The organism is Kitasatospora sp. NBC_01302 (assembly GCF_035976515.1).
In the GTDB taxonomy this organism is placed as follows: domain Bacteria; phylum Actinomycetota; class Actinomycetes; order Streptomycetales; family Streptomycetaceae; genus Kitasatospora.
The window spans coordinates 8,717,442-8,743,844 of sequence record NZ_CP108404.1 but is presented as its reverse complement, the minus strand read 5'-3'; the positions used below and the strand labels follow the sequence as shown (position 1 = coordinate 8,743,844).

Below are 26,403 nucleotides of genomic sequence, written 5' to 3'. Positions count from 1 at the left end.
GGGTCGGGGCCGCCGCAAGCGGCGGGCCTCAGGGCGCGGGCGCGAGCACCAGGCAGGCGTTCTGGCCGCCGAACCCGAAGGAGTTGGAGAGCACATGGGCCGGCGCGACGCCGCGCGGTGTCCCGCCGACCAGGTCCACCAGGTCGGCCTCCGGGCTGGCGGTGAGGTTGGCGACCGGCGGCACCAGGCCGCGCGCGGCGCAGCGCAGCGCGAGTGCGGCCTCCAACGCGCCCGAGCCGCCGATCAGATGGCCGGTGACGCCCTTGACGGCGGTGACCGGCGGCGACTGGCCGGCGAAGCAGCGGTGGATCGCCCGGGCCTCCGCCCGGTCGTTGAGCACCGTCGAGGTGCCGTGCGCGTTGACGTGGCCGATGTCCGCCGGGGAGAGCCCGGCGTCGGCGATGGCCAGGCGCATGCAGCGGGCGGCCACCTCGCCCTCCTCGTGCGGGGCGACGATGTGGTAGGCGTCGCAGTTCTCGGCGTACCCGGCGATCTCGCCGTGGATCACGGCGCCGCGCGCCCGCGCCGCGTCCCAGCGTTCGAGGACCAGGACGGTCGCGCCCTCCGCCATCACGAACCCGTCGCGGTCCGCGTCGAAGGGACGGCTGGCCTGCGCGGGGTCGCCGTTCCTGGTGGACATCGCCCGCATCCGGGCGAAGGCGCCCATCACGACGGTGCTGACCGCCGAGTCGACCCCGCCGGCCACCGCCACGTCGAGTTCGCCGTAACGGATCTTCCGCGCCGCCTCGCCGAGCGCGGTGGTGCCGCTGGCGCAGGCGCTGGCATAGGTGGTGCAGGCGCCCTGGAAGCCGTAGCGCAGGGCCAGTCGGCAGGCGGGCGAGTTGGCCATGGTGCGGGGCACCGTGTGCACCGGCATGTCCCTGGGCCGGTCCGCGTGGCTGATGGTGACGGCCTCCATGCTGGGCAGGCCGCCGATGCCGGTGCCGATCTGGACGCCCACCCGGTCGGCCGGCTGGTCGGCGGGCAGCCCGGCCTCGGTGACGGCGTCGGTCGCCGCGCAGAGCAGCAGCTGGGTGGTCCGGTCGATCTGCCGTGACTCGCGCCGGGTCAGGTAGGCGTCGAGGTCGAACGGCGGTACCAGGCAGGCGAAGTGCACCGGCAGGTCGTGCTCGACCAGCCGTTCGACCCGGGCTGCGGTGGACCTGGCGGCCAGCACGGAGGCGAACGCGGTGTCCAGGTCGTTGCCGGCCGGGGACTTCACACCGATGCCGGTGACGGCGACCCGGTGACCGCCGGAGGGGTGGCGGCCGCTCACTGCGGGACCGCCAGCCGGTGCTGCAGCAGATCGATGGCGTGACCGACGTTCTGAGCTGCCGTCAGGTCCTGCAGTTCGATCCGAACCTTCAGGGTGCGTTCCAACCGGGCCCCGATCTCCATGAGTTCCAGGCTGTCGATCCCGTAGTCGTCCAGCAGGCTGGTCCGCTCGTGCACCTCGTCGGGCTCGGTGCCGAGCACGTCCGAGATCACCGTTCTGACCGTCAGGGCCAGTTCCTCGCGAGTGGGCAATGTGGTCGTTCCTTCCGCCGCGTCGTGCGGCAGTTGCGCCCGGTGGCGTCAACCGGCGCTGGTCACCGGCACGGTGCGCTCGGCCACCGCGATCGCGGCGTCGAGGATGCCGGCCGCCTGCGCGACGTCGGCCGGGGTACTGACCAGTGGGGGCAGCAGGCGCACGGTGGTCGGGCTGCTCAGGCAGGGCGAGACCAGCAGCCCCGCGCCCGCCAGCTCGACCACCACCGAGCCGGCGGCCTGCGGCGAGCAGAAGTCGATCCCGCGCAGCAACCCGCGTCCGCGCACCTCGCGCACCACCGCGGGATACCGTTCGCGCAGGCGCTCCAGCTCCTCGTCCAGCGCTGCGGACAACAGCCGCCCCTGCTCGGCCAGTTCCTCGATCACGGGCAGCACGGCGGGGAGCACCGCGCAGGCCAGCGGGTGGCCCCCGAAGGTGGCGGAGTGCAGGAAGGGATCGGCGGCCAGCGGGGCGTACATGCGTTCCGAGCAGAGCAGCGCAGACAGCGGCAGCACACCGCCGCCCAGCGGCTTGCCGAACAGCACCGCGTCCACCGGCAGGCCGTCGGCGAGGGCCACCGAGCGCTCCCCGCACCGGCGCAGTCCGCACTGGATCTCGTCGGCGATCACGAAGCTGCCGTGCCGGGCGGCGTCCTCGCACCACTGGCGCAGCACGCCGGTGGCCAGCGGGACGGCGCCGTTCTCGCCCTGCACCGGTTCGAGGACGACGGCGGCGACCTCGCCGCCGGCCACCTCGCGCAGCACCGCTGCCGGGTCGTCGGCGTCGACGTGGACCACGTCCGCCCGGCAGCCGAGCAGGCCGGCCCGGTAGAGCGGATGGTGGGTCAGCGCGAGTGCGCCGAGCGACTTGCCGTGGAAGCCGCCGCGGACCGCCACCACCCGTCCGCGCCCGGTGGCCAGCCGGGCGAGCTTGACCGCGACCTCCACCACGTCGGCGCCGTTGAGTCCGAAGTAGACCTTGGGCAGCACGTCGCCCAGGTAGGCCGAGAGGCAGGCGGCGGCCTCGGCCGCGACCGGGTTGGCCAGGCTGCGGGTGGAGGTCGGCATCGCGTCGAGCTGCCGGCGCACCGCCGCGACGGCCGCCGGGTGGCGGTGCCCGAGCAGGGTGACCGCGTAGGAGCCGAAGTCGAGCACGGTGCGGCCGTCGGAGAGCGTCACCCGGCAGCCCTCGGCGTGCTCCTCCACCGCGCCGCGCCCGGCGAAGTTCCCGGTCAGCGCGAGCTTCGGGGACAGGTGGCGGCGCAGCCGGTCGAAGGCCTCGGCCGCGCGGGCCTGGCCGGTCCGCGGGATGCCGCTCACCGCAGCGCCTCCGAGCCGGACAGCGGCCGAGCCGTGGCCTGCTGGACGGACGGATCACCTGCCGGCGGCCCGCCGAGCAGCCGCTGCTCCAGGGCCGCGAGCATCTGCGCCGCGTTCTCCCGCAGTGCGTCCGCCGCCACCGGGTTGAGCATCTGCGCCAGCAGCGGGATGCCGATGTCGAAGTCCACGTGCAGCGAGACGGTGCTGCCGCCGGGCGGCGCGGGCCGCACCGCCCAGTGTCCGGCGAACTCCCCCAGGTCGCCGCTGAGCTGCTCGAAGTCGAAGCGGCGCGCCTGGTGGTCGATCAGCTCGGTCTCGGTCCAGCACAGCACCGATCCCTTGAGCCGCACCGACCAGGCGGTGGTCCGGTGGCTCTCGTCGGGCTGGTCGACGATCTCGACCGAGTCGACGCTCTCCATGCAGTCCGGGTAGCCCAGCACGTCCACCACCGCCGCCCAGGCCTGCTCGGGTGGCACGGCGATGCGCAGATCCACTTCAACGCGTGGCATGACGCGACCTTTCCTCGTGGCGTTCGTCTTCCGGGGCCGGCCCGGGGGCGACCGGGGCAGCAGCAGGGGCAGGGGCGTTCGGGCCGAGCGCCTCGGCGAGCGCCGCACCCAGTGCCCGGGGCAGCAGTCGCCGCAGCACCGCGCGCGGCAGCGGGCGGACGTGGGTCATCGCGTACCACTGCTCGACCAGCTCGCAGCCCAGTTCGAGCTTGGGCTGGTAGGCGGTCTGGGCGAAGCGGATGTGCCGGCAGCCGGCCGCGATCGCCAGGCGGATCGCCGCGTAGTGCACGTTGTGGTAGAGCCGCGCCTCGTGGGCGAGCCGGTAGTCCAGGCCGATCCGGGCGCCGGTGGCCCCCGAGCCCGCGAAGAGGCAGAGCAGGAAGGCGACCGGCCGCTCCCCCTCGAAGCAGACCACCAGGCGGCGGCGCAGCCCCTCCCCGCCCTGCACGGCGGCCCAGAACGCGGTGTCGAGCAGGTCGAGCGTCTGGTCGGCACGGTCCATCACCTGCCGGTAGAGGCAGTGGAGTTGCGGCAGCAGGTGGCCGAACTCGTCGAGCACCTCGATCCGCAGCTCGGTCCGGGCCTCGAACTTGCGGATCTTGCTGCGGGCGTTGCGCCGCGGCTTGGCCGGCAGCGCGGCCAGGTACTCCTCGAACGAGCCCTGGGCGAGGCGCAGTTCGGTGTCGGGCAGGCTCGGCACGAGGAAGAAGTCGGCGGCTCGCAGCGCGGTGCGCAGCGGGTCCAGGTCCGCCGGGGCGAAGTCCTTGAACACCACCGTGCACAGCCGCTCGCGCCGCGCGAAGTCGAGCACCGCCGCCACCAGCTTCCGGGCGGCCTCCTCGCCGAGCTCTCCCGGGGCCAGCACGTGCCCCTGGCCCAGCAGGTTGCCGCAGAAGAGCATCGGCACCCGCAGCAGCCGGGGCGCCAGCCTGCGCACCGGGGCGAGCAGTCGCCGCTCGCGCGGCCCGACGACCCGGTCCAGCCGCAGGTCACGGAACAGGCAGAGCGGCAGGACGGCTGTCAGCACACCGTCCTGACGGAGTGTCAGATAGGCGTAGCCGCTGGGCCCGACGCTGCTGCACTCCAGCGCGGTGAAGACGCCGCGGGCCCACATCGGGTCGTCGGCGGGGGCCAGCCGCTCCCAGTCCCCGGGCGGCAACTCATCGATGCTGTGCAGCAGTTCGATGTGGCAGCCCGGCTCTTCGGCGGTACTCCTGGTCGGCTGCACCGGCTCAGCCGATCCGCAACGGATGACCGTCCAGGAAGTCCCGCAACGGGCGGGCCATCCGGCTGCGGGCGGGCGGGTGGAAGGTCAGTCCGACGGCGGCCGAAGCCAGGTACGAGCCGTCCGGGGAGCCGATGAACGCCATGCCGCCCAGCGCCGCCAGGCAGGTCCTGGTGGTACGCGCGATCGCGTCCTGCGCCGCGTAGCGGGCGGTCAGCGCCTGGACCAGCAGGGCGTCGTTCCACTCCTCGTCCGCCATCGCGCGGGCGACGGCTTCGACCGCGAGCATCGCCGCCTCGATCGCGACCAGATAGGGGGTCGGATCGTCCTGCGTGCCGCCCGGGCGCAGCAGGGTCCGCTCCACCAGCGCGCTGGCCACCCCCAGGTAGCCGGCCGTCAGCAGCACCTCGAACCAGAGGAAGCCCGCGACGTTCAGCGCATCCGGCACGGCGTCGGCGGTGACCTCGGTGGGCACCACCATCTGCGGGTCCAACTCGACGTCGGTGAGCACGACTTCGTCGCTCTCGGCACCCGCCAGGATCGGCGTGCCCCAGAACGGGCGCACCGTGATTCCCGGGGTGCCGGCGGGGACCAGGGCGACGCCGAGCCGGTCCACGCCGTCCTCGCCGCGCAGCACGACCGAGCAGGTCAGCAGGTCCATCGACCGGGAGAGGCTGCACGGCATCTTGCTGCCGTTCAGCACGATCACCTCGCCGCGCCGCTCGGCGGTGATGTGCGGGCTCAGGATGTTCTGGCCCGGGCGGCCCTCGGCGAACCCGGAGGCGACCAGCATCCGGTCCTTCGCGATGGCCTCCAGCAGCAGCCCTTCCAGGCCGTTGCCGTAGCGGGCGGCCTCGACCAGCCCGGCGATCGAGAAGTGGTGCATCGTGGTGGCCACCGCGAGCGAGGGGCAGCGGGCGCCCACCGCGCGCTGCACCCGGACGGCCTGCAGCGCGCTCGCCCCCGAGCCGGCGTTGTCCGTGGGCACCAGCAGTCCTGGTCCGCCGGCCTCCCGGAACGCCTGGATCGCCGGGCTCGGCGAGCTCTCCAGTTCGGCCAGCGAGTACCGCGCGAGGTCCTGGTCCAGGCCGGGCATGAGCGCTTCGAGTACGGCACGTTCGCGATGCAGGAAGTTCACGGGCACGTCCTTCGACGGGAGGGCGGTACAGCGGTGGCTCAGGATGCCGAACGGTGGTTCAGATGCCGAACAGCGGCTCAGGGGCCGGGCGCCGGCTCGGGCGCCCGGCGGCCTAGCCGGTGGCGGCCAGCGGCAGCACGTCGAACGAGCGCAGGGCGGCCGACTCGCGCCGCACCGGCGCGCCGGCCAGGGCGAGCGCGGGGAACCTCGCGAAGAGCCGCTCCAGCAGCACGCACCCCTCCAGCCGGGCCAGCCCCGCGCCGAGGCAGTAGTGCGCCCCCGCGCTGAAGCTGAGCACCCGGACGTCCGCACGCCGCACCAGGAACGCGTCCGGGTCCCGATAGCGCGCGGGGTCGCGGTTGGCCGCGCCGAGCACCGTGGTCACGCTGCCGCCCGCCGGGACCTTCGTGCCGCCCAGCTCCATCGGGCGGGCGGCCAGCCGCTCGGTCATCAGCACCGGCCCGTCCCAGCGCAGCGACTCCTCGACCGCGCCGGGCAGCAGCGCGGGATCGGCGCGCAGCAGGGCCAGCTGGTCGGGGTGGGTCAGCAGCGCGAACACCGCCGTGCCGAGCAGGCCCACGGTGGTCTCGAAGCCGGCCACGAAGACCAGCAGCAGCAGGTCCACCAGCTCCTGCCCGCCGAGCGGCGGCTCGGCGGGATCCGGGTGGGCCTGCAGGCTGGAGGCCAGGTCCTCGCCCGGGCGGGCCCGCCGCTGCGCCAGCAGGTCGGCGAAGTACGCGCGCAGCTCCAGCACCGCCTGGTCGGCGCGCTGCCAGTCCGCCGCCGTGCGCACCGGCTCCAGCAGCCGTGCGGCCCCGCGCCCCAGCCGGTGGAACCGCTCCTGGTCCGCCCGGGGGACGCCGATCACCTCGCCCACCACGGCGACCGCCAGCGGATAGCCCACCAAGGCCTGGAAGTCCGCCGCACCACCGTGCGCGGTGGCATCGGCGAACCGGTCGAGCAGGGCGTCGACGTGCCCGGCCACGGCCGCCGCCAGGGCCGCGACCCTTCTGGCGCTGAACGCCCGCTGCACCGGCCGGCGCAGCCGTTCGTGCCCGGGCCCGTTCGTGCCGAGGAGCGAGGAGTAGAAGAAATCCGCCGCCGGGTGCCCCGTCCAGTCCGGCCGCTCCCGCAGCAGCCAGTCCCGGTCGGGCACGATGAACCCGGGATCGCTCAGCGCGGCCTGGCAGTCGGCGAAGCGGGTCAGGAAACGGGTGTCCAGATTTCCCTGCCGCCAGTGGAAGACCGGAGCGATCTCGCGCAGCACCGCCAGCGACGCATACGGGCCGTCGCCGCTGTCCGGGGCGAGTGCCGCGGCCAGCGCGGCCTCGGCACTCGCCGGACCGTCCAGCAGACCGTTCACGGGGCTGTTCAATGCGCTCGCTCGCCTTCAACTGCGGCTGTGCACGACGAATTCACGGACATTGGTCGTTCACCAACGTCCGGAAATGGAGCCTACACCTGAGGCCGCAGAGCACACCAGGAAACATATGCTCGAAGAGAGAATCCGATGATATACCGGAAGGCATTTCCGCATCATTCCTATGATCTCATCAGCGGCTTTCCTGCACAGCCACCGAACGCACGCGCGGACCACTCGGAAATGCTGTCCGGGAATCCGATTCGCTCGCGCAATCGGGCGGGCGGCCGAGGTCCGGCCTCGGCCTCGGCCGAGGCGGGCCAACCGAGGCGGGCCAGGAGCGCCGCCGTGGCCGCGGGACCGGCGCGGTACGGAGCACCCTCCCGGATGCCGTAGAGTTGAGGAACCGACGCGGGGTGGAGCAGCTCGGTAGCTCGCTGGGCTCATAACCCAGAGGTCGCAGGTTCAAATCCTGTCCCCGCTACGAACGTGAGGGCCCGGCAGTCGCCGGGCCCTCACTGCGTTGCCGACCAGGCGACCAGGCGCCCCGGCTGCTACCGGGCGTCCGGCTCGAAGGTCCGCAGCAGCCGCCCGTCCCGGTCGTAGAGGGCCACCGTGCTGGGCAGTTGCTTCCCGGCGCTCTCGAAGTGCTCCCGGATCCGGGCGATCACCCCGGGCAGGGTGGCGTCGAGGCCGGCCGGCACCGGTGTGGCGGGCTGCCAGTGCATCGTCAGTTCCCAGTGGCGGCCTCTGCCACTGCTGCGCGGTGCGGTGGGCTCGGCCTCCAGGGACAACTCGTCGAGCAGGTCGAGGATGAGGTTCATGTCGCCGCCGTCGATGTGCGCGAAGTTCTCTTCCACCAGGATCTCAGCCATGCCCGCTCCGTACCCTGATACCCGCAGGGACCAACCCTGAGGAGCCCAACCCCTGAAGAGCCCAACCCTGATGAGGCCGGCCCTCGGCGTCAGGCGCCCGTCGACGCAGCCGCCGGGACGACCACCACCGCGTCGCCCACCGGGCGCTCGCCGGTGGCGTCGGAGGGCCTGCTGACCAGGCCGCCTGCCACGGACATGGCCGAGGAGCCGCCGCCGTCGAGGTTCATGGCCGCGACCACGCCGAGCGACCGCAGGGCCTTGGCCTCCTCGTCCAGGCTCAGGCCCTGGCTGTAGCCGGGCTCGCGGCCGTCGGCCTCCAGCAGCACCACGCGGCCCTGCCCGTCCTTGCCGATCACCGTGCGCGGGTTGCGCCGGATGCCCCAGCCGTAGAAGTACGACGGGTCGCCCGGGTGCGCCACGCCGTCGGCGACCGGGTCGATGACCTCGTGGCCGCCTTCGAGCAGCTGCGGGCCGCCGTTGACCACCGAGTCGTGCGGGCCGAAGGTGACCGGGCGGCCGTGCTCGTCGGTCACCCGGGTCTGCAGGGTGACCTGCTGACCGACCTGCACGGCGCCGGCCAGCCAGCCGGACTCGGTGCCGATCGACTGCAGCACCGAGTCGCCGGCCGGTACCGCCGCCCCGTCGCGGGCACCGAGGGAGACCACCCGGCCGCTCGCGTCGAGGACCGCCTGCTCGCCCGGGCCGGCCGGCGGGGCGGCACCGAACTCCGGGGTGAGCAGCACGGATTCGTTCGCGTTAATGCAGGTGACGTCCATCAGCGGCTTGCCGGTGGGCTGCTCACCGGGGTGGCCGCAGTCCCGGATCAGTCCGGCGGGCCGGTTCAGCCCCTGAATGGTGTGCCGGGTGCCACCGGCCGAGACGCTCAGCCGCGTGGTCAGCTTGGCGAACTGCAGCTGCCTGCCGCCGTCGCGCAGGATGGCCGTGATGCGGCCGTCGGTGCTCTCGCGCAGCACCTTGCCGTTCTCCACCACCATGCCCGCCGACTCGCCGGGCGTTCCGTCGCTCGGGCTGATCACGAAGAAGCCGCCGTTCACCGCCGCCAGCGCGCCCGCGGCGGTGGCCAGTTGGCTGGTGGTGCGGCGCCCGGTCATGGTGCCGCCGTGGGATTCCGCGATCGTGCCCTTGAACTGCTCCGGGTCGATGACCAGTTCGTGCAGCACCCAGGGTCCGTCGGCCTGGGTGCTGTCCATCCCGGTGTAGAGGGTGGAGGTGGCGTAGCCGAGCTTCGCGAGGGTGCCCGCGAGCGCCGTGGCCGAGGGCTGGTCGGCGAAGGCCCCGACCCGCACCACGTAGCCCTGCGGACCGCCCGCGAAGTCCTTGAAGGCCGGGCTGTCCTGCTCGCTGACGGCCGGGGCATAGCCGGCGGCGGTCAGCTTGGCGGCGATCGCCTCGGCGTTGGCCCGGCTGCCGAGCACCGACTGCGGGGTGTCGGGGTCCAGGGTGGACGGCACCACACCGGTGGGGACCGCCACGTCGACCGTCCAGTGGTCGGCCGGCGAGACCCTCCCCCGCACGATGGTGGTCAGGCTCACCCCCGGGGCGATCCGCTGGACGCTGCGGGTCTCCGGCAGACCGGCGGCGCCCAGCGGCAGCCCCCGGTGGCCGGCGGCCCGCTCCGGCGCCGCGGCGACGGTGAACGGCGCGATCAACACCAGCAGACCGGCGAGTACGCCCTGGCGCCGCGACATACCTGTGGACATCGTTCTCCTCTGCCGGCCGGTCCGAGCGGGCTCGGGCCGGGCACTGGTGGTTCCGTGTGCACACCAGCCGTACCGGGCCGGGGTGCTGACGGCCCCGAGTATCGTCCATCCCGGCGAACGCCTCCTGACGGCCGGGCGTGGTCGAACCGTCGGCTGTGTGAGCAGCTGAGGTCACGTCAGGGGGTGCCGGCCGGCGGGCAGGGCACACCGGCCACGGGACGGTGCCGCACCCGGACCGCCACCGTGAGGCTGATCAAAGCCGATCAGACGCGGCCGACCGACGTGCCGAGATGCTCCAGGTAGCGGGCGGGGTCCGGGCCGTGGGCGCGGTCCTGGGCTCCGGGCCGAACGTGGGTCAGCTGCCCGTCCGGGGCGATCCGCAGCATGGTGGTGGCGGCGTGCGGCGTGTCGGTGGAACGCAGGCGGTCGGCGTCGGTGATCGGGATGCCGGGGCCGAACATCGCCGCGGCCTGGGCGGCGGTGGCGGCCGGTGGCCGTCCGGTGCGGTTGGCGCTGCTGACGTACAGGCGGGGGTGGCGGGCCAGCAGCCGGCTCAGGGGCTGCCAGCGGGCGCCGAAGAGGAGCAGGTGGCCGCCGCGCAGGGCCGCACCGGCCCAGTCGGGTGGCGCGGCGTCGGCTCGGACCGGCACGAGCAGCGTGACCAGCTCGTCGCGCAGCAGGGTGAGCGCGGTACGCAGGGCACCGGGTCGCAGTTGCAGGGCGGGCACCAGGTCGTGCCAGGCGGTGTCGTGGTGGACCCACAGGGCGACTTCCTGGTCGGCGGGCCGTGCCTTGGCGCTGTTCACGGCCCGGGGTGTCGTGGCGGCGACGACGTAGGTCAGCGGGCTGGGGTTGGGCAGGATCACGGCCTGACCGGCGGTCAGCGCACGGTCGGCGGCGGTGTCGAGCGGGTCAGGGGCGGGCATGGGTGTCCGTTCCGGTGGCGTGGGCGCTGGTCAGGCCGTCCAGGTAGGCGGCGAAGTCGCTGTCGGCGACGACGGCCCGGCCGAGCCGGTAGGCGCGGTCCTTGACCCAGGCCAGGGCGGTGCGGGTCTGGGCGGGGTCGAGGTGGTGGCCGAGCCGTTCGGCGACCGCGTGGAGCACCCGCGCGCTGGCCAGGTGGGTCAGGACCACCGTCGCCGGCAGGCCCAGGTGCTGCTCGGGGTCGTAGGGCTGGAAGGTCCGCGGGTGGGTGAAGGGTGTGCCGGTGGAGATGGTGGCGACCCCGGTGCCCACGATCGGGGTGGTGACGGTCAGCGGCACTCCGGTCTCGGCCGACACCATCCGCGCGATCCCGGGCAGCCGGGTCAGGTCCGGGGCCGTCCACCACGGCCGGCAGTCGGCTCCCAGGACCTGTGCGGCCTTGGCCGGGTCGTGGGCCAGCAGGAAGAGCACCTGCTCGGTGGCCACCATGCCGCTGCGCTCGGCCATGCCCAGCCAGGAACAGGCCGCCACCCGGACGCCGGTCTCCAGCGCGGCCAGCGTGTTGGCCAGCCCCAGGCCCAGGTCGTTGTGCAGGTGCGAGACCAGGACCACGTCCGGGCCCGCGCCCGCCGCGACCCGCGTGAACAGCTCGCGCGTCCGGCCGGGCAGCAGGTCGCCGACCGTGTCGGCCAGCACGATCGTCCCGGCCCCCTCGGCCGTCATCGCCCCCGCGTACTCGGCCACCAGGGCGTGGTCGGCCCGCGGTGCGTCCACCAGGCAGACGTCCACCGCCACACCGTCCGCCAGGTCCACGGCCTCCTTGACCACCTGCAGCCCCTGCGCCAGCGCCGTACGGGCGCCGCAGTGGACCAGGGCCCGCGCGGTCGCCTCCGAAGCCGCCACGATCACCATCACCCGCGCGTGCGCCGCACCGCGCACCGCGCTCAGCGCCAGTCGCACGTCCGCCGTGGTGCCCCGGCAGATCGCGGCCGGGCTCACCGACTCCTGGGCCTCCAGCGCGACCTGACGGGTCGCCTCGAACTCCTGCGCGCAGACCGAGGGGAACCCGGCGGCGAACACCACGTGCCGCGGCCCGTCCGTCCCGAAGACCGCCCCCTGCTCCCGGGCCAGCCGCACCCGGAAGTCCGCGCTCATCAGGGTCTTGGCCTGCGCTCCGTCGCGCGCCGACTCCTCGAAGAACACCATGCGGCCGGCCCGCGCCGACTCCCGTACCGCGTCCATCCCGAGCCCCCGCCCTCCGTGCGGCGGATGCCCACCGCGCAGCCGAAACGCATTCCTCCAGATCGTAGAAGGCGGGACGCACCGCCGGAGCGCCATCGGGGAATGTCGGTGCCGCAGATCCGCGCACACGTCGCCCGGCGTCGCCCCGGGCGGCGGGTGACGCAGCAGCAGGGCGCCGGCCCCGTCACAGCGGATCCGAGTCGTCGGCGGACCCGGACCAGGACCCGGACCCGGACCCGGACCCGGACCCGGACCACGATAGGCAACCGCTATCCGCACCGTGAATGTTTCTCCTTGCCCCGCCCGCACACCGTGGGATTCCCTTCCATCAGGCCCTTCGTCGCCCCACGCCGCATCCGCGCGCCCGTCGGCGACGCCCTCGCCCCCCATCGCCGGGGGCAACCACCGCCCCGTCGGGCGGCCTCTCCCCGGAAGGATCCCCATGACGTCCCGCCTGCGTCTGCTGTCCGTGCCGCTCGCCCTCACCGTGGTGCTCGTCCCGGTCGCCTCCGCCACGGCCGCCTCCGACGGCTCGGCCGGCCACGTGCCCCCGGTGCTCCAGGTGTCCGGGCCGCCGGCCGACCCGGACACCGCGACCGTGCTGCGTCCCGGCGCCAACGGTGGCGTCACCCCGGCCCCGGTCGCGCACCTGCGGCTGGCGCGACTGGACGCGGACGGCTCGGCGCTGCTCGTCGGCGGCTCCCCGCCGGGCGCGCCGCAGAGCGCCGAGCAGCTGCGCCCCGGCGATGTGATCGCCGCCCCCGCCACCGGTGCGACGCCGCACGGCGCGCTGGTGAAGGTGACCGCCGTCCACCCGGGCACGGACGGCTCGACCGCGGTGGACACCGTCCCGGCCACCCTGGTCGACGCGCTGGGCGACGCCAGCGCCGACCTCACCGTGCCGCTCACCGCCGCCGACCTCAAGGTCAGCCCTTCCTCGGCCGGCGGCAAGGTCAACACCGTGGCGGGGCAGGCCGGTTCGCCGGGCGTCAGCTTCGACGTCGACGTGCCGACGCCGCCGGGTGTCGAACCGACCCCGGGCCACGGCTCGGCGCTCCACGCCCAGCTGGACCTCCACCCGGAGCTGCTCTTCTCCTACCAGCGCGCCCACTGGTACGGCGTCGCCCCGTCGAAGGCCGAGATCGGCCTCGCCGGGGACTACAGCCACAGCGTCGAGGTGCACGCCCAGGGATCCGCGGCCTACGACACCGGGCACCAGCCCCTGCACATCCCCGCGGCCGAGGTGAACGTCGACAAGACCGTGTGGCTCGGACCGGTCCCCATCGTCCTCAACCTGAAGGTCGACTACTTCTACGACGTCTCCGCCGACGGGAAGATCACCGTCGACGCCGAGGAACACACCCAGGGCAGGCTGCAGGTCGGCGCCCGCTACGACGCGAACGGCGGCTGGAGCGCCCTGTCCGGCCCCGCCCCCACCAGCAGCGGCAGCTCCTCGCGGATCAGCGGCACCGCCACGGCCAAGGCGGGCATCGGCAGCCACACCGCCCTCGGTCTCTACGGGTCGGTGGGAGTCGCCGCCGACACCCAGCCCTACCTGAAGGCCACCGTCGGCGCACAGGGCGCAGGGAGTGCGCCGAACGCACAGGCGAACTGGGCGCTCTACGGCGGGCTCGACATCACCGGCTCCTTCTTCACCAAGCTGAAGATCTTCGGCACCACGGTCCTCGACAAGGACTGGCAGCTGCCACCCGTGTCCTGGGAGCGGAAGCTGGCCGAAGGGACCGCCTGACACGATCTCGAACCCTCGGTCTCCCAGCTTGCGCGGGCCCGGCCGTGGCGGAGTCCGCCCGCCGGTCCCCCGACCGGATGACGCGCGCATCCACCGCCGGGTGGAGGGGCGCGACCGGCGCCTCGGGTCGGGCGCACGCGGGCTGTCCGGCCGACGAGTCCGGGGCACGGACGTGGGGCGGCTGCTCCTCCGGCGGTTCGGCCGATCAGGTGAGCCGCGCGGGAGGCCGGTCGCGGCACGGTGGGGACAGTACGGAACCTCCTGTCCGGGCTTCGGCGGCTCCGTCACGCGCCCTTCCTCCGCGCGAGCAACGGTCGGTCCAGGCCATGGCCCGGGAACGACGGCGCGGCCCCCATGAACGGAGTCCCCCCATGACCAGCACGAGCAGCACGAGCACCACCGAAACCCACCCCGCCGCCCCCGAGCAGTCCCGGCCGGCCGCTGTCCTCGACGGCCGCGGCCTGGTCGCGCTCTGGACCCCGGCAGCGCACCGACTGCTCGGCTACACCGCCGAGGAGGTCGTCGACCGCCCCGTCGGCCGGCTGCTCCGCGCACCGCTGCCGGCGCCCGTACGGCGGGCCGTGGCCGAGGGGCACTCCTGGTACGGCCTGCTGTGGGCCCGACACCGCGACGGCCATTCGATCGAGATCGGCGTCGAGGCCCACCCCTGCCGGACCGGGGACGACCGCTGGCGCTGGGTACTGCTCCTCGAACCCGCCGAGCGCCGGGTCGCCCGCCTGGTCGAACGCGCCTTCACGCAGTCCCCGATCGCCACCTCGCTCTACGACACGCAGGCCCGACTGGTCCGGGCCAACCCCCAGATCGTCGAACTGGCCGGGCAGGACGAGGCGGAGATGCTCGGCCGGCGGATCGACGAGATCCACCCCTTCCCCCCGTTCCTGGAGTTCGCCGAACTCCAGCGCCAGGCCCTGCGCACCGGCAGGCCCACGCACACCAGAATGGTCAGCCCCCCGCCCAGCGGCGGCCGGGAACGCGCCTGGGACGTCTTCATGACCCCGCTGATCGACGAGACCGGCACGGTGAGCGGAGTCAGCGCCTCAACCATCGACGTCTCCCTGGAACACCGGGCCCGGCAAAGGCTGTTGCTCGCCACCAGCGCCTGCGACCGGATCGGCAGCACGCTGGACGCCACCCGCACCGCCCAGGAACTGGCCGACACCCTGGTCGGCCGGTTCGCCGACTTCGCCGCCATCGACCTGTACGAGAGCCTGCTGCGGCCCGGCCGACCGGCCGCCGACCAGGCCGACAGCACCCTGCTGCGCTGCGCGCAGGCGTCGGTCCTCGAAGGCTGCCCCGAAAGCCCGGTTCTGCCGGGCCAGTTGGCGCTCCACCCGCCGCTGCCTCCGTTCCTCGCCGCGCTGCGCGGCGCCGGGCCGTCACTGCACCAGCTCGGGCCGGCCGAGGCCGTCATCCTCTCCCCCACCCCGGGCAGTCCCCGGCCGCACTCCCTGCTGCTCGTGCCGGTCACCGCGCGCGGCGTGACCCTGGGCGTGGCCGCCATCCTGCGCCATCAGCGGCCGGAACCGTTCGACCAGGACGACCTGCTGCTCGCCGAGGAGATCGTCACCCGGGCCGGGACCTGCATCGACAACGCCCGCCGCTACGCCCACGAACGCGACATCTCGCTCGCCCTGCAGCGCACCCTGCTGCCGCACCACACCCCCGAGCAGGACGCGCTCGACGTCGCCTTCCGCTACCTGCCCGCCCACAACGGACGCGACACCGGCGGCGTCTGGTTCGACGTCATCCCGCTGTCCGGCACCCGCGTCGTACTCGTCGCCGGAGACGTCACCGCACGCGGGATCAACGCCTCCGCCACCACCGGCCGGCTGCGCACCGCGGTGCGCGCCCTGGCCGATCTCGACCTGCCGCCCGACGAACTCCTCGCCCACCTCGACGACCTCGTCACCCAGCTCGACCGCGAGGAGCGCCGCCCGGCCCAGCGGGAGCCCGCGGACACCTCGGCCGGCATCGGCGCGACCTGCCTCTACGCCGTCTACGACCCGGTGGCCCGCCGCTGCACCCTGGCCAGCGCCGGACACCCCGCTCCGGCCCTGCGCCGCCCCGGCGCCCCGGCCGAATCCGTCCCGCTGTCCGCCGGACCGCCGCTGGGCACCGGCGCGATCACCTTCGAGACCACCGAGACCGAACTCCCCGAGGGCTCGGTGCTCGTCCTCCACAGCGGCTACCGCCGCACCCCGCCCGGCGCCGGAGCACAGACCGTGCGGCAGGCGCTGTCCATCGCCCAGGGCAGCCCGGACCAGACCTGCGACCAGGTGCTCCGAGCCCTGCGCTCCGAGGACGACGTCGCGGTGCTGACCGCCCGGACCCGCGGCATCGCCCCCTCCCGGGTGGCGACCTGGCAGCTCCCCGCCGACCCCGCGGTGGTGGCCGAGGCCCGCGCGAAGGTGGGCGCGCTGCTGACCGCGTGGGACCTCGCGGACCTGGCCTTCACCACCGAACTGGTCGTCACGGAACTCGTGACCAACGCCATCCGCTACGGCCGCACTCCCATCGAACTGCGCCTGGTCCACGGGCGCCGGCTCATCTGCGAGGTCTCCGACGCGGCAGCCGCCTCACCGCGCCTGCGCCGGGCCCATCCGGACGACGAGGGCGGGCGCGGCCTGTACCTGGTCGCCCAGCTCACCCAGCGCTGGGGCTCCCGCTTCACCGCCGACGGCAAGACCATCTGGACCGAACAGGACCTCGTGCCGCAGCTCTGACACCCGGACCGAGCGCACTCGGCCACCGCTCCGACACCCGGACCAAGCCCACCCGGCCGCCACTCCGACACCCGGACCAAGCCCACCCGGCCGCCACTCCGACACCCGGACCAAGCCCACTCGGCCACAGCTCCGACACCCGGACCGAGCCCACCAGGAGGCACCCGCCATGACCACCACACCGAACAGCGCCGGCCTGTCCCTGCGGCAGCTCGAGTACCTGGTCACCACGGTCGGCGAAGGCCGGCTGAACCGGGCCGCCCGGCAGCTGCACGTGACCGAGCCGACCCTCTCCCAGCAGCTCAGGGCCCTGGAACGGGCAGTCGGCACACCGCTGCTGGTGCGCGGGGCCGACGGTGTGCGGCCGACCGCGGCGGGCGAGGCGTTCCTGCCGCACGCGCGCTGCGCCCTGCACAGCGCCGAACGCGCGCGGGCCGAGGCACGGGCGGTCCAGCAGGGCCGCGGCCGCACCGTCCGGCTGGCCGTCCTGCCCTCGCTCCTGCCCGGGCTGCTCACCGCGCTGGGCTCCTGGGCACAGGCCAGACCCGGCGTCGACCTCCTCGTGGAGACGCAGCCGACCGGCGAGCGGCTGCGCGAGCAGCTCACCGCCCGCGCCGTCGACCTGGCCCTCGCGCCCCGCCCGCCGGGCTGGAGCGGGGCGGTGTGGCCCGTGCACACCGAGGAGCTCGTCCTGCTCTGCCCGGCGGACGACCCGCTGCGCGGCCGCCGCGTGCCGCCGACGGACCTGCTCGACCGCCGCTGGATCTGCTACGGCGAAGAACCCTGGCAGCCGCTGCGGTCGACCGGGCGCACAGAGCGCTTCGGCGGCGACCGGGCCGCCTCGGTCCTGCGGGTCCCCTGCGCCCGGGCCGCCGTGGACCTCGCCGCGAGCGGGGCGGGACTCACGGCCGTACCGGCGCACATCCTGCCCCCGGAGCTGCGCTCCCGGGTGATCCACACCGATCCGGTCACCCGCCGGGAGATCACCGTGTTCGCCGGCCCGCAGGCACCGCCCGAAATCCTGGCGGACGGCGCCCTGCTGGCCGCCGACGCCGCCACGCGGCTGCCGCCCGACGACCCGCACAGCGGACCTGCCACCTGACCCGGGCAGGTGCGATCCGACAGCCATCCGGGCGAGACGCACCGCCGATGCCACCGGCCACCGGCCCGCGCCACGCCCGGGCCGCTACCGTGAGGCCGGTGCCGCGGCACCGGCCGGCTCCGGCGGCGGGCCGCCCCACCGTGCCCGTGCGAACCCGGCCGATTGGTGTGCGATGACGACCCGGTGGCGTGATCACCAGCTCAGCGGGATGGCCGAGCTGACCTACCGCTATGTCGCCTGGCTGCGGCTGCCCTTCCTGGTCCCGCTGCTGCTGGCCGGCTGGGACTGGCCCGGTCATGCGGTGAGCGTCTGGTTCTACGTCACCCTGGCGGCCTACGCCGCGTGGGCCGTGGTGCGGCTGGTGACCGTCTACCGGCCGCCACCGGGCGGCCTGCGCGGCGCGGTGGGAGCCGCCGTCGTCGACGTCGTCGCGGCCGGCACGCTCTCGGCGCTCTCCGGCGGCCAGGCCTCCGCGGTGCGCTACGCCTACTACGTGCTGCCGATGGCCAGCGTGCTGTGGCAGCTGCCGCGGGTGACGGCCTGGCTCGGCGGGATCTGCGTCCTGGCCTACGCGGTGCTGGCGATCCCCACCCTGGCCAACGGCCCCTCCTCGGGCCGCTGGACGGTGGTCGTGGACGAGGCCTACCTGCTGTGGGACGTGCTGACCTGCGTCCTGGTCGCCGAACTGCTGCGCCGTCAGGCCGCCTCGGTCGGCCAACTGCTCGACACCCGCGAGTCGCTGCTGCGCGACGCGCTGGCGGCCGAGACCCGCGAACGCACCGAACTGGCCGACGCCCTGCACGACAGCGCCGTGCAGAACCTGCTGGCCTCGCTGCACGACCTGGAGGACGCCCAGGAAGCGTCGCCCTCCCCCGCGCTGGACCGGGTCGAGGCCGAAGTGCGGCGCACCGTCCAGGAGATCCGCGACGTCACCTTCGAACTGCACCCCCAGGTCCTGGCGTCCATCGGGCTCTCGGCGGCGCTGCGCAGCCTCGGCGAACGCTCCGCCCGCCGGGGCGGTTTCACCGTCCACTACGAGCTGACCCCGCGCGGGGAGGTCCCCGACCAGGCGCTGCTCTACTCCGCGGCCCGCGAACTGCTCAACAACACCGTCAAACACGCGGCCGCCGACAACGTCTGGCTCTCCCTCAGGCCCGAGAGCGGCGACACCGTGCTGACGGTGCGCGACGACGGCGCGGGCTTCGACCCGGCGATCATCCAGTCCCGCCTGCGCGACGGCCACATCGGCCTGGCCAGCCACTACATGCGGGTCGAAAGCGCGGGCGGCCGCTTCACCGTGGACAGCACCCCGGGCGGACCCACCACCATCGAGGTCCGCCTCCCGGCCCAGCCCTCGGGCCGGTCCCCAGGACGAGGTGACTAGCCGAACGCACCACAGACCTGCCAGGCTCCGCCCACCGGGATCCGGCCCGCGCTACGGGGAGTGGTAGTTTGGGGGCTTCCGACCTACTGCGTCACGCCTACGGCGTCGCGCAACCCGGGTCGGGGTGGCTGTGCCTCACCTCCCCGCCGCTCAGTGCCCTTCGACGGGCTGTGCGGCCCGGCACGACGGTCAGGGCCACCAGGTTCTCCCGCAAGGTTCCGCACCATGGATGTCGTCCTCGACAGGACCGCGCACGCCCGTCCGCCCGCGCCCGACGCTCCCCCGCCGCCCGCTGGGCCCCCGCTCCCGGACCGTCCGCCCGCCGCGGCTCGGCTGGCCGCGTTCGTCGCGCTGACCAAACCACGGATCATCGAGCTGCTGCTGGTGACCACCATCCCCGTGATGTTCCTGGCCGCCCGGGGCGTCCCCGACCTGGCGCTGGTCCTGGCCACCTGCACCGGCGGCTACCTCTCCGCGGGCAGCGCCTGCGCGTTCAACATGTACCTCGACCGGGACATCGACGCACGGATGGACCGCACCGCGGGCCGGCCCCTGGTCACCGGGGTGGTCTCCCCGCGCGAGTGCCTGGTCTTCGCCAGTGCGCTCGCCCTCGCCTCGGTGGGCTGGCTCTGGGTCCTGGTCAATCCGCTCTCGGCGCTGCTCGCGTTCGGCGCGCTGCTGTTCTACACGGTGGTCTACACCATGCTGCTCAAGCGGCGCACCTCGCAGAACATCGTCTGGGGCGGTATCGCGGGCGCCATGCCGGTCCTGATCGGCTGGTCGGCCGTGACCGACTCGGTGTCCTGGACGGCGGTGGCGCTCTGCCTGGTGGTCTTCTGCTGGACCCCGCCGCACTACTGGCCGCTGTCGATGAAGACCCGGGCCGACTACGAGCGCGTGGGTGTGCCGATGCTGCCGGTGGTGGCCGGCACCACCGTGGTGACCCGTCAGATCGTGCTGTACAGCTGGGTGATGGTCGCCGTGTCGCTCTCACCGTGGCCGCTCGGCCAGGTGGGCTGGTGCTACACCTGCGCGGCCGTCGCGCTCGGCGCCTGCTGGCTGCGCGAAGCCCACGCGCTGCACGCCCGGGCCAGGGCCGGCCTGCGTGGCGCGCGGCTGAAGGAGATGCGGCTCTTCCACTGGTCGATCAGCTACATCTCCCTGCTGTTCACCGCCATCGCCGTCGATCCCTTCCTGCGCTGACCAGGCGCACCGGCCCTGGTACGGGACCCTGTCACCCCGGCCCTCCTGGCATCGGCCGACCGGCTGACCAGGCCGCACAGTTGAACAGCTGATCAGGATCCGCTGGTCGCGAGGTACGCGCGCCAGCCGCCGTGGTGGGTGATGTCCGTTCCCGTGGATGCCGCGTACGAGTCGCATTGGAAGCCCAGCACCCAGGTGCCCTCGGCGAGTTCGATCCGCCCCAGGGACATGGGAGCGGGCAGGGCGGCCAGGAAGCGGCCGAGGGCGGCGGGCGAGAGGGTCCAGCGTTCTCCGGTGATCGGGCCTCCTGCGCCCGGGCCGACACGCACGAGGCCGGGCCTCGCCGGGTCGGTGGTCAGCGCGGTGAGGCGGTAGGCAGCGGTCGTGGTGACCTCGCCCGCGTAGCGTGCGCCAGTGTCGGTGAGCTGGTGGCTGAGGGGCTGGCCGCGCAGGTGGGCACCGAAGACGGCGAGGTCGACGCCGGTGTCGGGCAGGGGGGTCGGGTCCTGTTCGCCGGTGAGGCGGGCGGCGATGTCGAGGGCCGGCTGGTCCTCGAAGGCGCGGGTGACGACGCTGACGCCGAAGGGGCTGCCGTCGGCCCCGCCGGCGGGGACGGCGACGGCGGCGAGGTCGAGGAGGTTGACGAAGTTGGTGTAGGTGCCCAGCCGGGAGTTGATGGTGACGGGGTCGGCCTGGACGGCGGCGATGTCGGGATGCTCGGTGGTGGTCGGCAGGAGCAGTGCGTCGTAGCCGGACAGGAGGCGGTGGGCGAGCGCCTTGTACACGTCGAGGCGTTCCTGGTCGGCGGCCAGGGCATGGGCGGGCAGTTCGGCGGCGGCGAGGATGATCCCGGCCACGGTGGGGTCGGCGGCCGACGGGTCACGGGCGATGAACTCGCCCACCCCGGCGTAGCGTTCGGCGACGAGTGCGCCGTCGTAGAGGAGTCGTGCCGCCTGCAGCAGGGGTGAGACGTCGATGACGGCGGCCTCGGCGCCGGCGGCCTCCAACCGCTCGACGGCCGCATGGAAGGCGGCCCGTGCCTGCGACGAGAGCGGCGCGAGGTCCTCGTCCCTGGGGATCGCGACGCGTGGGTGATCCGGGGCCGACAGGCGTACGTCGTCCGGCCAGCGGCGGCTCAGCGGGTCGCTCCCGTCGGGGCCGATCATGACGGCCAGGGCCCGCTGGGCATCGGTGAGGGTGCGGGCGAAGACGGTGACGGCGTCGTAGGAGCGGGCGGCGGGGACGACTCCGGTGGTGGGGACCAGTCCGAGCGTGGGCTTGATGCCGACGATGCCGTTGAGGGCGGCGGGGACGCGGCCGGAGCCGGCGGTGTCGGTGCCGAGGGCGATGTCGGCGATGCCCAGTGCGACGGCGACCGCCGATCCGGAGCTGGAACCGCCGGAGATCTTCTCGGGGCGCAGGGCGTTGCGGACGGGGCCGTGGGGGCTGCGGGTGCCGACCAGACCGGTGGCGAACTGGTCCAGGTTCGTCTTGCCGAGGACGAGCGCGCCCGCGTCCAGCAGCCGCTGCACGGCGGGCGCCGAGCTGCCCGGCGTGTAGGCGTAGCCGGGGCAGGCTGCGGTGGTGGGCAGGTCGGCCACGTCGATGTTGTCCTTGACGGCCACCAGTGTGCCGGCCAAGGGCAGTTCGGCCCCTGCGGCGATCCGCCGGTCCAGCTCGCGGGCCTGCGTCAGTACGTCGGTCTCGGGGCGCAGGGTGATCCAGATCTCGGGCCGGTCGGCTTCGGCGATGCGCCGGTAGGCGTCGGTGACGCGCTCGGCGCAGCTGACGGTCGGGGCCTGGGTCATGCGGATTCCTCTCCTACGACGGTTTCCACGCCGGTTTCCTTGCCGGCTTCCACGCCGGTTTCCACGACGACGGCCAGCGGGATGCCGGCGTCGATCTGCTGTCCGGTGGTGACGAGCACGTCGGCGACGACGCCGTGGGCGGGGGCCCGGACCACGACCTCCATCTTCATGGCTTCCAGCACGAGCAGCGGCTGGCCGGGTACGACACGCGCTCCCGGCCGGGCCTCGATCTTCCACACGGTCGAACTGAGCGGTGCCTCGACCAGGATGCTGCCCGGATCGAGGGTCAGGGAAGCGGCGTCCTGGGCGACGGCTTCGGGTGCCTCGCGGGGGGCGAACTCACCCGCCTGCTCCCACGCCTGACGTTCCGCCTCGAAGGCGGCCGCCTGGCGGGCACGGAAGGCCGCGATGCTGTCGGCGTTCTCGCGCAGGAACCTCTCGTGCTCGCCGAGGGAGAAGGTGCCGGGACGGATGTCCAGGGCGGTGCGTCCGGCGCTCAGGTCGGCGCGGATGTCCGCGAGTTCCTCCGGGCTCACCGGGTGCCAGACGATGCGGTCGAAGAAGCGCAGCAGCCAGGGCTCGCCGTCCGCGAAGGAGCGGGGCGGGCGCAGGCCGCCCCAGACGGGGACGGTGCGGCCGATGAGCTGGTAGCCGCCGGGGCTCTCCATGCCGTAGACGCACAGGTAGGCGCCGCCGATGCCGACCCCGCCCTCGGCGGTCCAGGTGCGGGCCGGGTTGTACTTCGTGGTGACCAGGCGGTGACGCGGGTCGAGCGGCGTGGCGGCGGGGGCGCCGAGGTAGACGTCGCCCAGCCCGAGCACGAGGTACTGGGCGGCGAACACGGCCCGCCGCACGTCGTCCACGCTGTCCAGGCCGTTGATGCGGCGGATGAACTCGAGGTTGGACGGGTTCCAGGGCGCGTCGTCGCGGACCGAGGCCGTGTAGCGGGCGATGGCCTCCCGGACGGTGGGGTCGTCCCAGGAGAGCGGGAGGTGGACCTCCCTGCTGGGCACGGTCAGCCCGGCGGTCGCGGGGAGCTGGTCCTCCGCCTCCTGGAGCAGACCGAGGAGGGTGCGCAGGGGCAGCGCGTCGGGGTCGGTGTGCAGGTGCAGGGAGCGCACGCCCGGGGTGATGTCGATGAGCCCCGACGGGCGCAGTGCGTGCAGGTGCTGGGCGAGGGCGTGCACGCGCATGCGCAGCGCCAGGTCGAGCGTCATCGGACCATACTCGACCAGGATGTTGTCCTCGGCGCCGCGCCGGTACGTCACCTCGGGGGTGGTACCGGTGGCCGGGCGGCGGGCGATGACGCCGTCGTCGCCGTCCGGGCCGGCGCTCGCCGGGAGGGCGAGCAGGGCGGGGGCGCGGCGCAGGGCGTCGGCGGTCGTCTCGCTGACGGGAACGAAGCGCACGGTGTCGCCGGGACGCAGCTGCCCGGTCTTCCAGCGCTCGGCGCGGACGATGGTGACGGGGCAGGCGAAGCCGCCGAGGCTGGGGCCGTCCGGGCCGAGGATGGCGGGCGTGTCGCCGGTGAAGTTGACCGCGCCGACGGAGTACGCGGTGTCGTGGACGTTGGAGGGGTGCAGGCCGGCCTCGCCGCCGTCCGGCCGGGCCCATGCGGGCCGCGGACCGATGAGCCGTACGCCGGTGCGGGCGGACTGGGCGGAGACCTTCCAGTCCGTCTCGTAGACGGTGCGCAGGCCGTCGCGGGTGAGGAAGTCCGGTGCGGGGTGCGGGCCTTCGCTGACCGCGATCCGCCAGTGGGCGGTGAGGTGCGGGCGGTCCGCCACTGGCACCCCTGACGGGGCCGGGGCGTCGGCGGCGGGCGCCGCCGGGCGCAGGACGTCACCGGTGCGCAGCGCCCGACCGGCGTGCCCGCCGAAGGCACCGAGGGTGAAGGTGGCGGCGCTGCCGAGGTAGTCGGGGGTGTCGAGGCCGCCGCGGACCAGGACGTAGGTCCGCATGCCGGGGCCCTTCGCGGTGCCCACGTCCAGCACCTGACCGTCCGTCAGTTCCAGTGGCTGCCACTGCTCGACGGGCCGGCCGTCGACCCGGACCTCGGCCCGTGCGCCGGTCACGCAGACCACCGCCGGGTGGGAGAAGCGCAGGGCCGCTCCGTCCAGCGTGCACTCCAGGCCCGGCGCGCCCTCGGGGTTGCCGACCGCGGTGTTCCCGAGGCGGAAGGAGAGGTCGTCCATCGGACCGCCGGGCGGGATGCCGACCTCCCAGTAGCCGGTGCGCCCGGGCCAGTCCTGCACGGTGGTCTGCGCGCCGCCGCGCACGACGTCGATGCGCGGACGCGGATCGGTGATGCCCGCGAGCGTGGCGGTGGTGTGCCGGGCGGCCCGCACCTCGGGCGCGCGGCAGGCCGCGCGGAGCAGGCCGAGGTTGGTCTCCACGCCGTCGATCCTGGTGTCGGCCAGGGCCTGCGCGAGGCGGTCGAGGGCCTCGGCCCGGCTGCCGCCGGTCGCGATGATCTTGGCGATCATGGGGTCGTACGCCGTGGAGATCCGCTGCCCGGTCTCGGCCCAGCCGTCGACGCGGACGCCGTCGGGGAAGCGGACCCGGGTCAGCAGGCCGGAGCTGGGCCGGTGGTCGCGGGCGGGGTCCTCGGCGTAGATCCGGGCCTCGACCGCGTGGCCGCGCGGGACCGGTTCGTGCAGGAAGCCGGTCTCGCCGCGGGCCAGGCGCAGCATCCAGGCGACCAGGTCGATGCCGTGGATCTCCTCGGTCACCGGATGTTCGACCTGGAGGCGGGTGTTGACCTCGAGGAAGTACGCTTCCTGGCGCGCGGGGTCGTAGACGAATTCGACGGTGCCGGCGGAGCGGTAGTCGACCGACGCGCACAACTCTCGTGCCGCCGTGTGGAGTCGGTCCCTGACGTGGGAGGGGAGGTCCGGTGCCGGGGCTTCCTCCAGGACCTTCTGGTGGCGGCGCTGCAGGGAGCAGTCGCGGTCGCCGAGCACGGCGATCCCGCCGGTGCCGTCGCCGAAGACCTGCACCTCGACGTGGCGGGCGCCGTCGACGTACCGCTCCAGGAAGACCCCGCCGTCACCGAAGCTGCCCTGGGCCAGGCGGGCGACCTGGGTGAACGCCTCCCGCAGCTCCCGCGGTCCGGCACAGGCCCGCATGCCGATGCCGCCTCCGCCGCCGGTGGCCTTGAGCATGACCGGGTAGCCGATCGTCTCCGCCGTCCTCAGCGCCTGCGCGTCGTCGGCGAGCAGGCCGCTGCCGGGCAGCAGGGGAACTCCGGCCGCGAGCGCGGCGGCCCGGGCGCTGTGTTTGGCGCCGAAGACCTCCAGCTGGGCCGGGGCGGGGCCGACGAAGACCAGGCCGGCCGCCTCCACCGCGGAGGCGAAGGAGGCGCTCTCGGAGAGGAAGCCGTAGCCGGGGTGGATCGCTCCCGCGCCGGTGGCCAGGGCTGCTTCCAGGACCAGGTCGGCGCGCAGGTAGCTGTCGGCGGCGGGGGCCGGGCCGAGTCGTACGGCCTCGTCGGCCATGCGGACGTGCGGGGCGGTGCGGTCGGCGTCGGAGTACACCGCCACCGTGCGCAACCCCAGGGCGTGTGCGCTGCGCAGGATGCGGCAGGCGATCTCGCCGCGGTTGGCTACGAGCAAGGTGTCGAACACGATGGCGGCTCCTCCGCAGGGGGCGACAGGGCGGCGGTTGACGCGCCGCCGGTGTCTCGGGGTCAGACGGTGATCGGCTGTGCGGGCAGCGGGGTCAGCCGGTGGTCGGCTGTGCGGGCAGCACGTGGTCGCCGGCCTTGTCGGTGCTCAGGCACAGCGAGCAGACGGCCGCTTCATGGGTGGCACAGGCGGTCGGCGTGCACGGCCATCTGGGTCATGGCGCGCTGGGCGCGTTCCAGCACCACGGCCATCGAGTCGCCGACATGGGCGTGCAGGGCCCGGTAGCCCTCGTCGAGGCGTCCGTCGCGGACCAGCTCCATGATCCCGATGTGCTCGGCAATGGTCGTCCCGACACGGTCGGGGGTGAGGAAGTCGTACATCCGCACCCGGCGGATGCGCTCGCCGACCGCCACCAGGGCGTCGGTGAGCGCGGGGTTGCCGGAGGCGCGGGAGAGTTCGGCGTGGAAACGCTCGTCCTGCACGACGAACCGCGGGTCGGGCGCCGGGGGGCTCTCCCGCATCGCGTACCAGCGGTCCAACTCGGCCGCGATGACCGCCGGATCGTGCCGGACCGAGGGGTCCTCGATCGCCCGCGCGACGCCGCGCAGTTCCAGGGTGACCCGGAGCTCGTAGAAGTCCTTCAGCCGCGCGAGGTTGGGCACGGTGACGAAGAAGCCGCCGTCTGCCCGCTCGATCAGCCCGTCGGACACCAGCCGCGCCAGTGCCTCGCGCACCGGGGTGCGTGACACCCCGAACCGTGCCGCGAGCCGCACTTCGGCCAGCCTCTCGCGCACGCCGAACTCGCCGTCGAGCACGGCCGCGCGGAGCTTCGCGTAGACCGTCTCACGCAGTGAGGGCGCGGGCAGCACCCCCGGTGCGGGCAGCACCCCCGCATCCGGCGCGGTGTCCGAAGGCGTATACAGCGTCGCATCCATGAACGGACAC

19 protein-coding genes and 1 tRNA gene are annotated in these 26,403 nt (G+C 74.1%); 6 read left to right on the top strand and 14 right to left on the bottom strand.

Annotated features, from left to right (window positions below; genetic code table 11):
* Nucleotides 1-28 precede the first annotated feature (28 nt).
* The 7 genes from OG294_RS38015 to OG294_RS37985 all read right to left on the bottom strand — a co-directional run bounded on the left by OG294_RS38015 (nucleotide 29) and on the right by OG294_RS37985 (nucleotide 7,094).
* Nucleotides 29-1,276, bottom strand: coding sequence for a beta-ketoacyl-[acyl-carrier-protein] synthase family protein (locus tag OG294_RS38015; RefSeq protein WP_327071138.1), 1,248 nt, complete (start codon nucleotides 1,274-1,276; stop codon nucleotides 29-31).
* Nucleotides 1,273-1,527 carry an acyl carrier protein gene (locus OG294_RS38010; RefSeq protein WP_327071137.1) on the bottom strand — a complete coding sequence of 85 codons (255 nt, stop codon included), beginning with the start codon at nucleotides 1,525-1,527 and terminating at the stop codon, nucleotides 1,273-1,275. The genes OG294_RS38015 and OG294_RS38010 overlap by 4 nt, the downstream gene beginning before the upstream one ends.
* Nucleotides 1,528-1,575: 48 nt before the next feature.
* Complete coding sequence (locus tag OG294_RS38005) at nucleotides 1,576-2,847, bottom strand: aspartate aminotransferase family protein (protein ID WP_327071136.1); 1,272 nt, start codon at nucleotides 2,845-2,847, stop codon at nucleotides 1,576-1,578.
* Nucleotides 2,844-3,356, bottom strand: coding sequence for a type II toxin-antitoxin system RatA family toxin (locus tag OG294_RS38000; RefSeq protein ID WP_327071135.1), 513 nt, complete (start codon nucleotides 3,354-3,356; stop codon nucleotides 2,844-2,846). Before OG294_RS38000 ends, OG294_RS38005 begins: the two co-directional genes overlap by 4 nt.
* Entirely contained in the window at nucleotides 3,343-4,584 is a 1,242-nt protein-coding gene (locus OG294_RS37995; protein ID WP_327071134.1) for a GNAT family N-acetyltransferase, read from the bottom strand. The genes OG294_RS38000 and OG294_RS37995 overlap by 14 nt, the downstream gene beginning before the upstream one ends.
* A 4-nt stretch (nucleotides 4,585-4,588) precedes the next feature.
* Nucleotides 4,589-5,719 (bottom strand): acyl-CoA dehydrogenase family protein, encoded by a 1,131-nt coding sequence (locus OG294_RS37990; RefSeq protein WP_327071133.1) that lies wholly within the window; start codon nucleotides 5,717-5,719, stop codon nucleotides 4,589-4,591.
* A 112-nt stretch (nucleotides 5,720-5,831) separates the two neighbouring features.
* On the bottom strand, nucleotides 5,832-7,094 hold the full coding sequence (locus OG294_RS37985; protein WP_327071132.1) for a cytochrome P450: 1,263 nt from the start codon (nucleotides 7,092-7,094) through the stop codon (nucleotides 5,832-5,834).
* Between the two features lie 395 nt (nucleotides 7,095-7,489).
* On the opposite strand from OG294_RS37985, the gene OG294_RS37980 reads away from it, so the two are divergent.
* A tRNA-Met gene (locus OG294_RS37980) sits at nucleotides 7,490-7,563 on the top strand.
* A 70-nt stretch (nucleotides 7,564-7,633) separates the two neighbouring features.
* On the opposite strand, the gene OG294_RS37975 is transcribed toward OG294_RS37980, so the two are convergent.
* The 4 genes from OG294_RS37975 to OG294_RS37960 form a co-directional block, all read right to left on the bottom strand.
* The gene (locus OG294_RS37975; protein ID WP_327071131.1) at nucleotides 7,634-7,954 is read right to left on the bottom strand and encodes a hypothetical protein; all 321 of its coding nucleotides are present in this window, start codon (nucleotides 7,952-7,954) and stop codon (nucleotides 7,634-7,636) included.
* Nucleotides 7,955-8,043: 89 nt separating this feature from the next.
* A complete protein-coding gene (locus OG294_RS37970; protein ID WP_327071130.1) occupies nucleotides 8,044-9,675 on the bottom strand; it encodes a phosphodiester glycosidase family protein in 1,632 nt (543 codons plus the stop codon).
* Between the two features lie 263 nt (nucleotides 9,676-9,938).
* Nucleotides 9,939-10,601: a hypothetical protein gene (locus OG294_RS37965; protein ID WP_327071129.1), complete on the bottom strand. Its 663-nt coding sequence runs from the start codon at nucleotides 10,599-10,601 to the stop codon at nucleotides 9,939-9,941.
* Nucleotides 10,588-11,841 (bottom strand): 2-isopropylmalate synthase, encoded by a 1,254-nt coding sequence (locus OG294_RS37960; protein ID WP_327071128.1) that lies wholly within the window; start codon nucleotides 11,839-11,841, stop codon nucleotides 10,588-10,590. Before OG294_RS37960 ends, OG294_RS37965 begins: the two co-directional genes overlap by 14 nt.
* 442 nt (nucleotides 11,842-12,283) lie before the next feature.
* On the opposite strand from OG294_RS37960, the gene OG294_RS37955 reads away from it, so the two are divergent.
* The 5 genes from OG294_RS37955 to OG294_RS37935 all read left to right on the top strand — a co-directional run bounded on the left by OG294_RS37955 (nucleotide 12,284) and on the right by OG294_RS37935 (nucleotide 20,024).
* Nucleotides 12,284-13,591, top strand: a complete 1,308-nt coding sequence (locus OG294_RS37955) for a hypothetical protein (protein WP_327071127.1) — start codon at nucleotides 12,284-12,286, stop codon at nucleotides 13,589-13,591.
* 371 nt (nucleotides 13,592-13,962) lie between these two features.
* The gene (locus tag OG294_RS37950; RefSeq protein WP_327071126.1) at nucleotides 13,963-16,335 is read left to right on the top strand and encodes a SpoIIE family protein phosphatase; all 2,373 of its coding nucleotides are present in this window, start codon (nucleotides 13,963-13,965) and stop codon (nucleotides 16,333-16,335) included.
* Between the two features lie 169 nt (nucleotides 16,336-16,504).
* Complete coding sequence (locus OG294_RS37945) at nucleotides 16,505-17,437, top strand: LysR family transcriptional regulator (RefSeq protein WP_327071125.1); 933 nt, start codon at nucleotides 16,505-16,507, stop codon at nucleotides 17,435-17,437.
* Nucleotides 17,438-17,609: 172 nt separating this feature from the next.
* A complete protein-coding gene (locus tag OG294_RS37940; RefSeq protein ID WP_327071124.1) occupies nucleotides 17,610-18,821 on the top strand; it encodes a sensor histidine kinase in 1,212 nt (403 codons plus the stop codon).
* Nucleotides 18,822-19,046: 225 nt separating this feature from the next.
* The gene (locus OG294_RS37935) at nucleotides 19,047-20,024 is read left to right on the top strand and encodes a heme o synthase (protein WP_327071123.1); all 978 of its coding nucleotides are present in this window, start codon (nucleotides 19,047-19,049) and stop codon (nucleotides 20,022-20,024) included.
* A gap of 92 nt (nucleotides 20,025-20,116) precedes the next feature.
* On the opposite strand, the gene atzF is transcribed toward OG294_RS37935, so the two are convergent.
* The 3 genes from atzF to OG294_RS37920 all read right to left on the bottom strand — a co-directional run bounded on the left by atzF (nucleotide 20,117) and on the right by OG294_RS37920 (nucleotide 26,393).
* A complete protein-coding gene (atzF, locus tag OG294_RS37930; protein WP_327071122.1) occupies nucleotides 20,117-21,832 on the bottom strand; it encodes an allophanate hydrolase in 1,716 nt (571 codons plus the stop codon).
* On the bottom strand, nucleotides 21,829-25,458 hold the full coding sequence (uca, locus tag OG294_RS37925; protein ID WP_327071121.1) for an urea carboxylase: 3,630 nt from the start codon (nucleotides 25,456-25,458) through the stop codon (nucleotides 21,829-21,831). Before uca ends, atzF begins: the two co-directional genes overlap by 4 nt.
* A gap of 173 nt (nucleotides 25,459-25,631) precedes the next feature.
* The gene (locus OG294_RS37920; protein WP_327071120.1) at nucleotides 25,632-26,393 is read right to left on the bottom strand and encodes a GntR family transcriptional regulator; all 762 of its coding nucleotides are present in this window, start codon (nucleotides 26,391-26,393) and stop codon (nucleotides 25,632-25,634) included.
* Between the last annotated feature and the right edge of the window lie 10 nt (nucleotides 26,394-26,403).

Bases quoted from the DNA above. Each gene is read 5' to 3' on its own strand.
- OG294_RS37965 (WP_327071129.1), bottom strand. From the start codon at position 10,601: ATGCCCGCCCCTGACCCGCTCGACACCGCCGCCGACCGTGCGCTGACC.
- OG294_RS37975 (WP_327071131.1), bottom strand. From the start codon at position 7,954: ATGGCTGAGATCCTGGTGGAAGAGAACTTCGCGCACATCGACGGCGGC.
- atzF (WP_327071122.1), bottom strand. From the start codon at position 21,832: ATGACCCAGGCCCCGACCGTCAGCTGCGCCGAGCGCGTCACCGACGCC.
- OG294_RS37960 (WP_327071128.1), bottom strand. From the start codon at position 11,841: ATGGACGCGGTACGGGAGTCGGCGCGGGCCGGCCGCATGGTGTTCTTC.
- OG294_RS37940 (WP_327071124.1), top strand. From the start codon at position 17,610: ATGACGACCCGGTGGCGTGATCACCAGCTCAGCGGGATGGCCGAGCTG.
- OG294_RS37970 (WP_327071130.1), bottom strand. From the start codon at position 9,675: ATGTCCACAGGTATGTCGCGGCGCCAGGGCGTACTCGCCGGTCTGCTG.
- OG294_RS37950 (WP_327071126.1), top strand. From the start codon at position 13,963: ATGACCAGCACGAGCAGCACGAGCACCACCGAAACCCACCCCGCCGCC.
- OG294_RS38000 (WP_327071135.1), bottom strand. From the start codon at position 3,356: ATGCCACGCGTTGAAGTGGATCTGCGCATCGCCGTGCCACCCGAGCAG.
- OG294_RS37920 (WP_327071120.1), bottom strand. From the start codon at position 26,393: ATGGATGCGACGCTGTATACGCCTTCGGACACCGCGCCGGATGCGGGG.
- OG294_RS37945 (WP_327071125.1), top strand. From the start codon at position 16,505: ATGACCACCACACCGAACAGCGCCGGCCTGTCCCTGCGGCAGCTCGAG.
- OG294_RS37935 (WP_327071123.1), top strand. From the start codon at position 19,047: ATGGATGTCGTCCTCGACAGGACCGCGCACGCCCGTCCGCCCGCGCCC.
- OG294_RS37955 (WP_327071127.1), top strand. From the start codon at position 12,284: ATGACGTCCCGCCTGCGTCTGCTGTCCGTGCCGCTCGCCCTCACCGTG.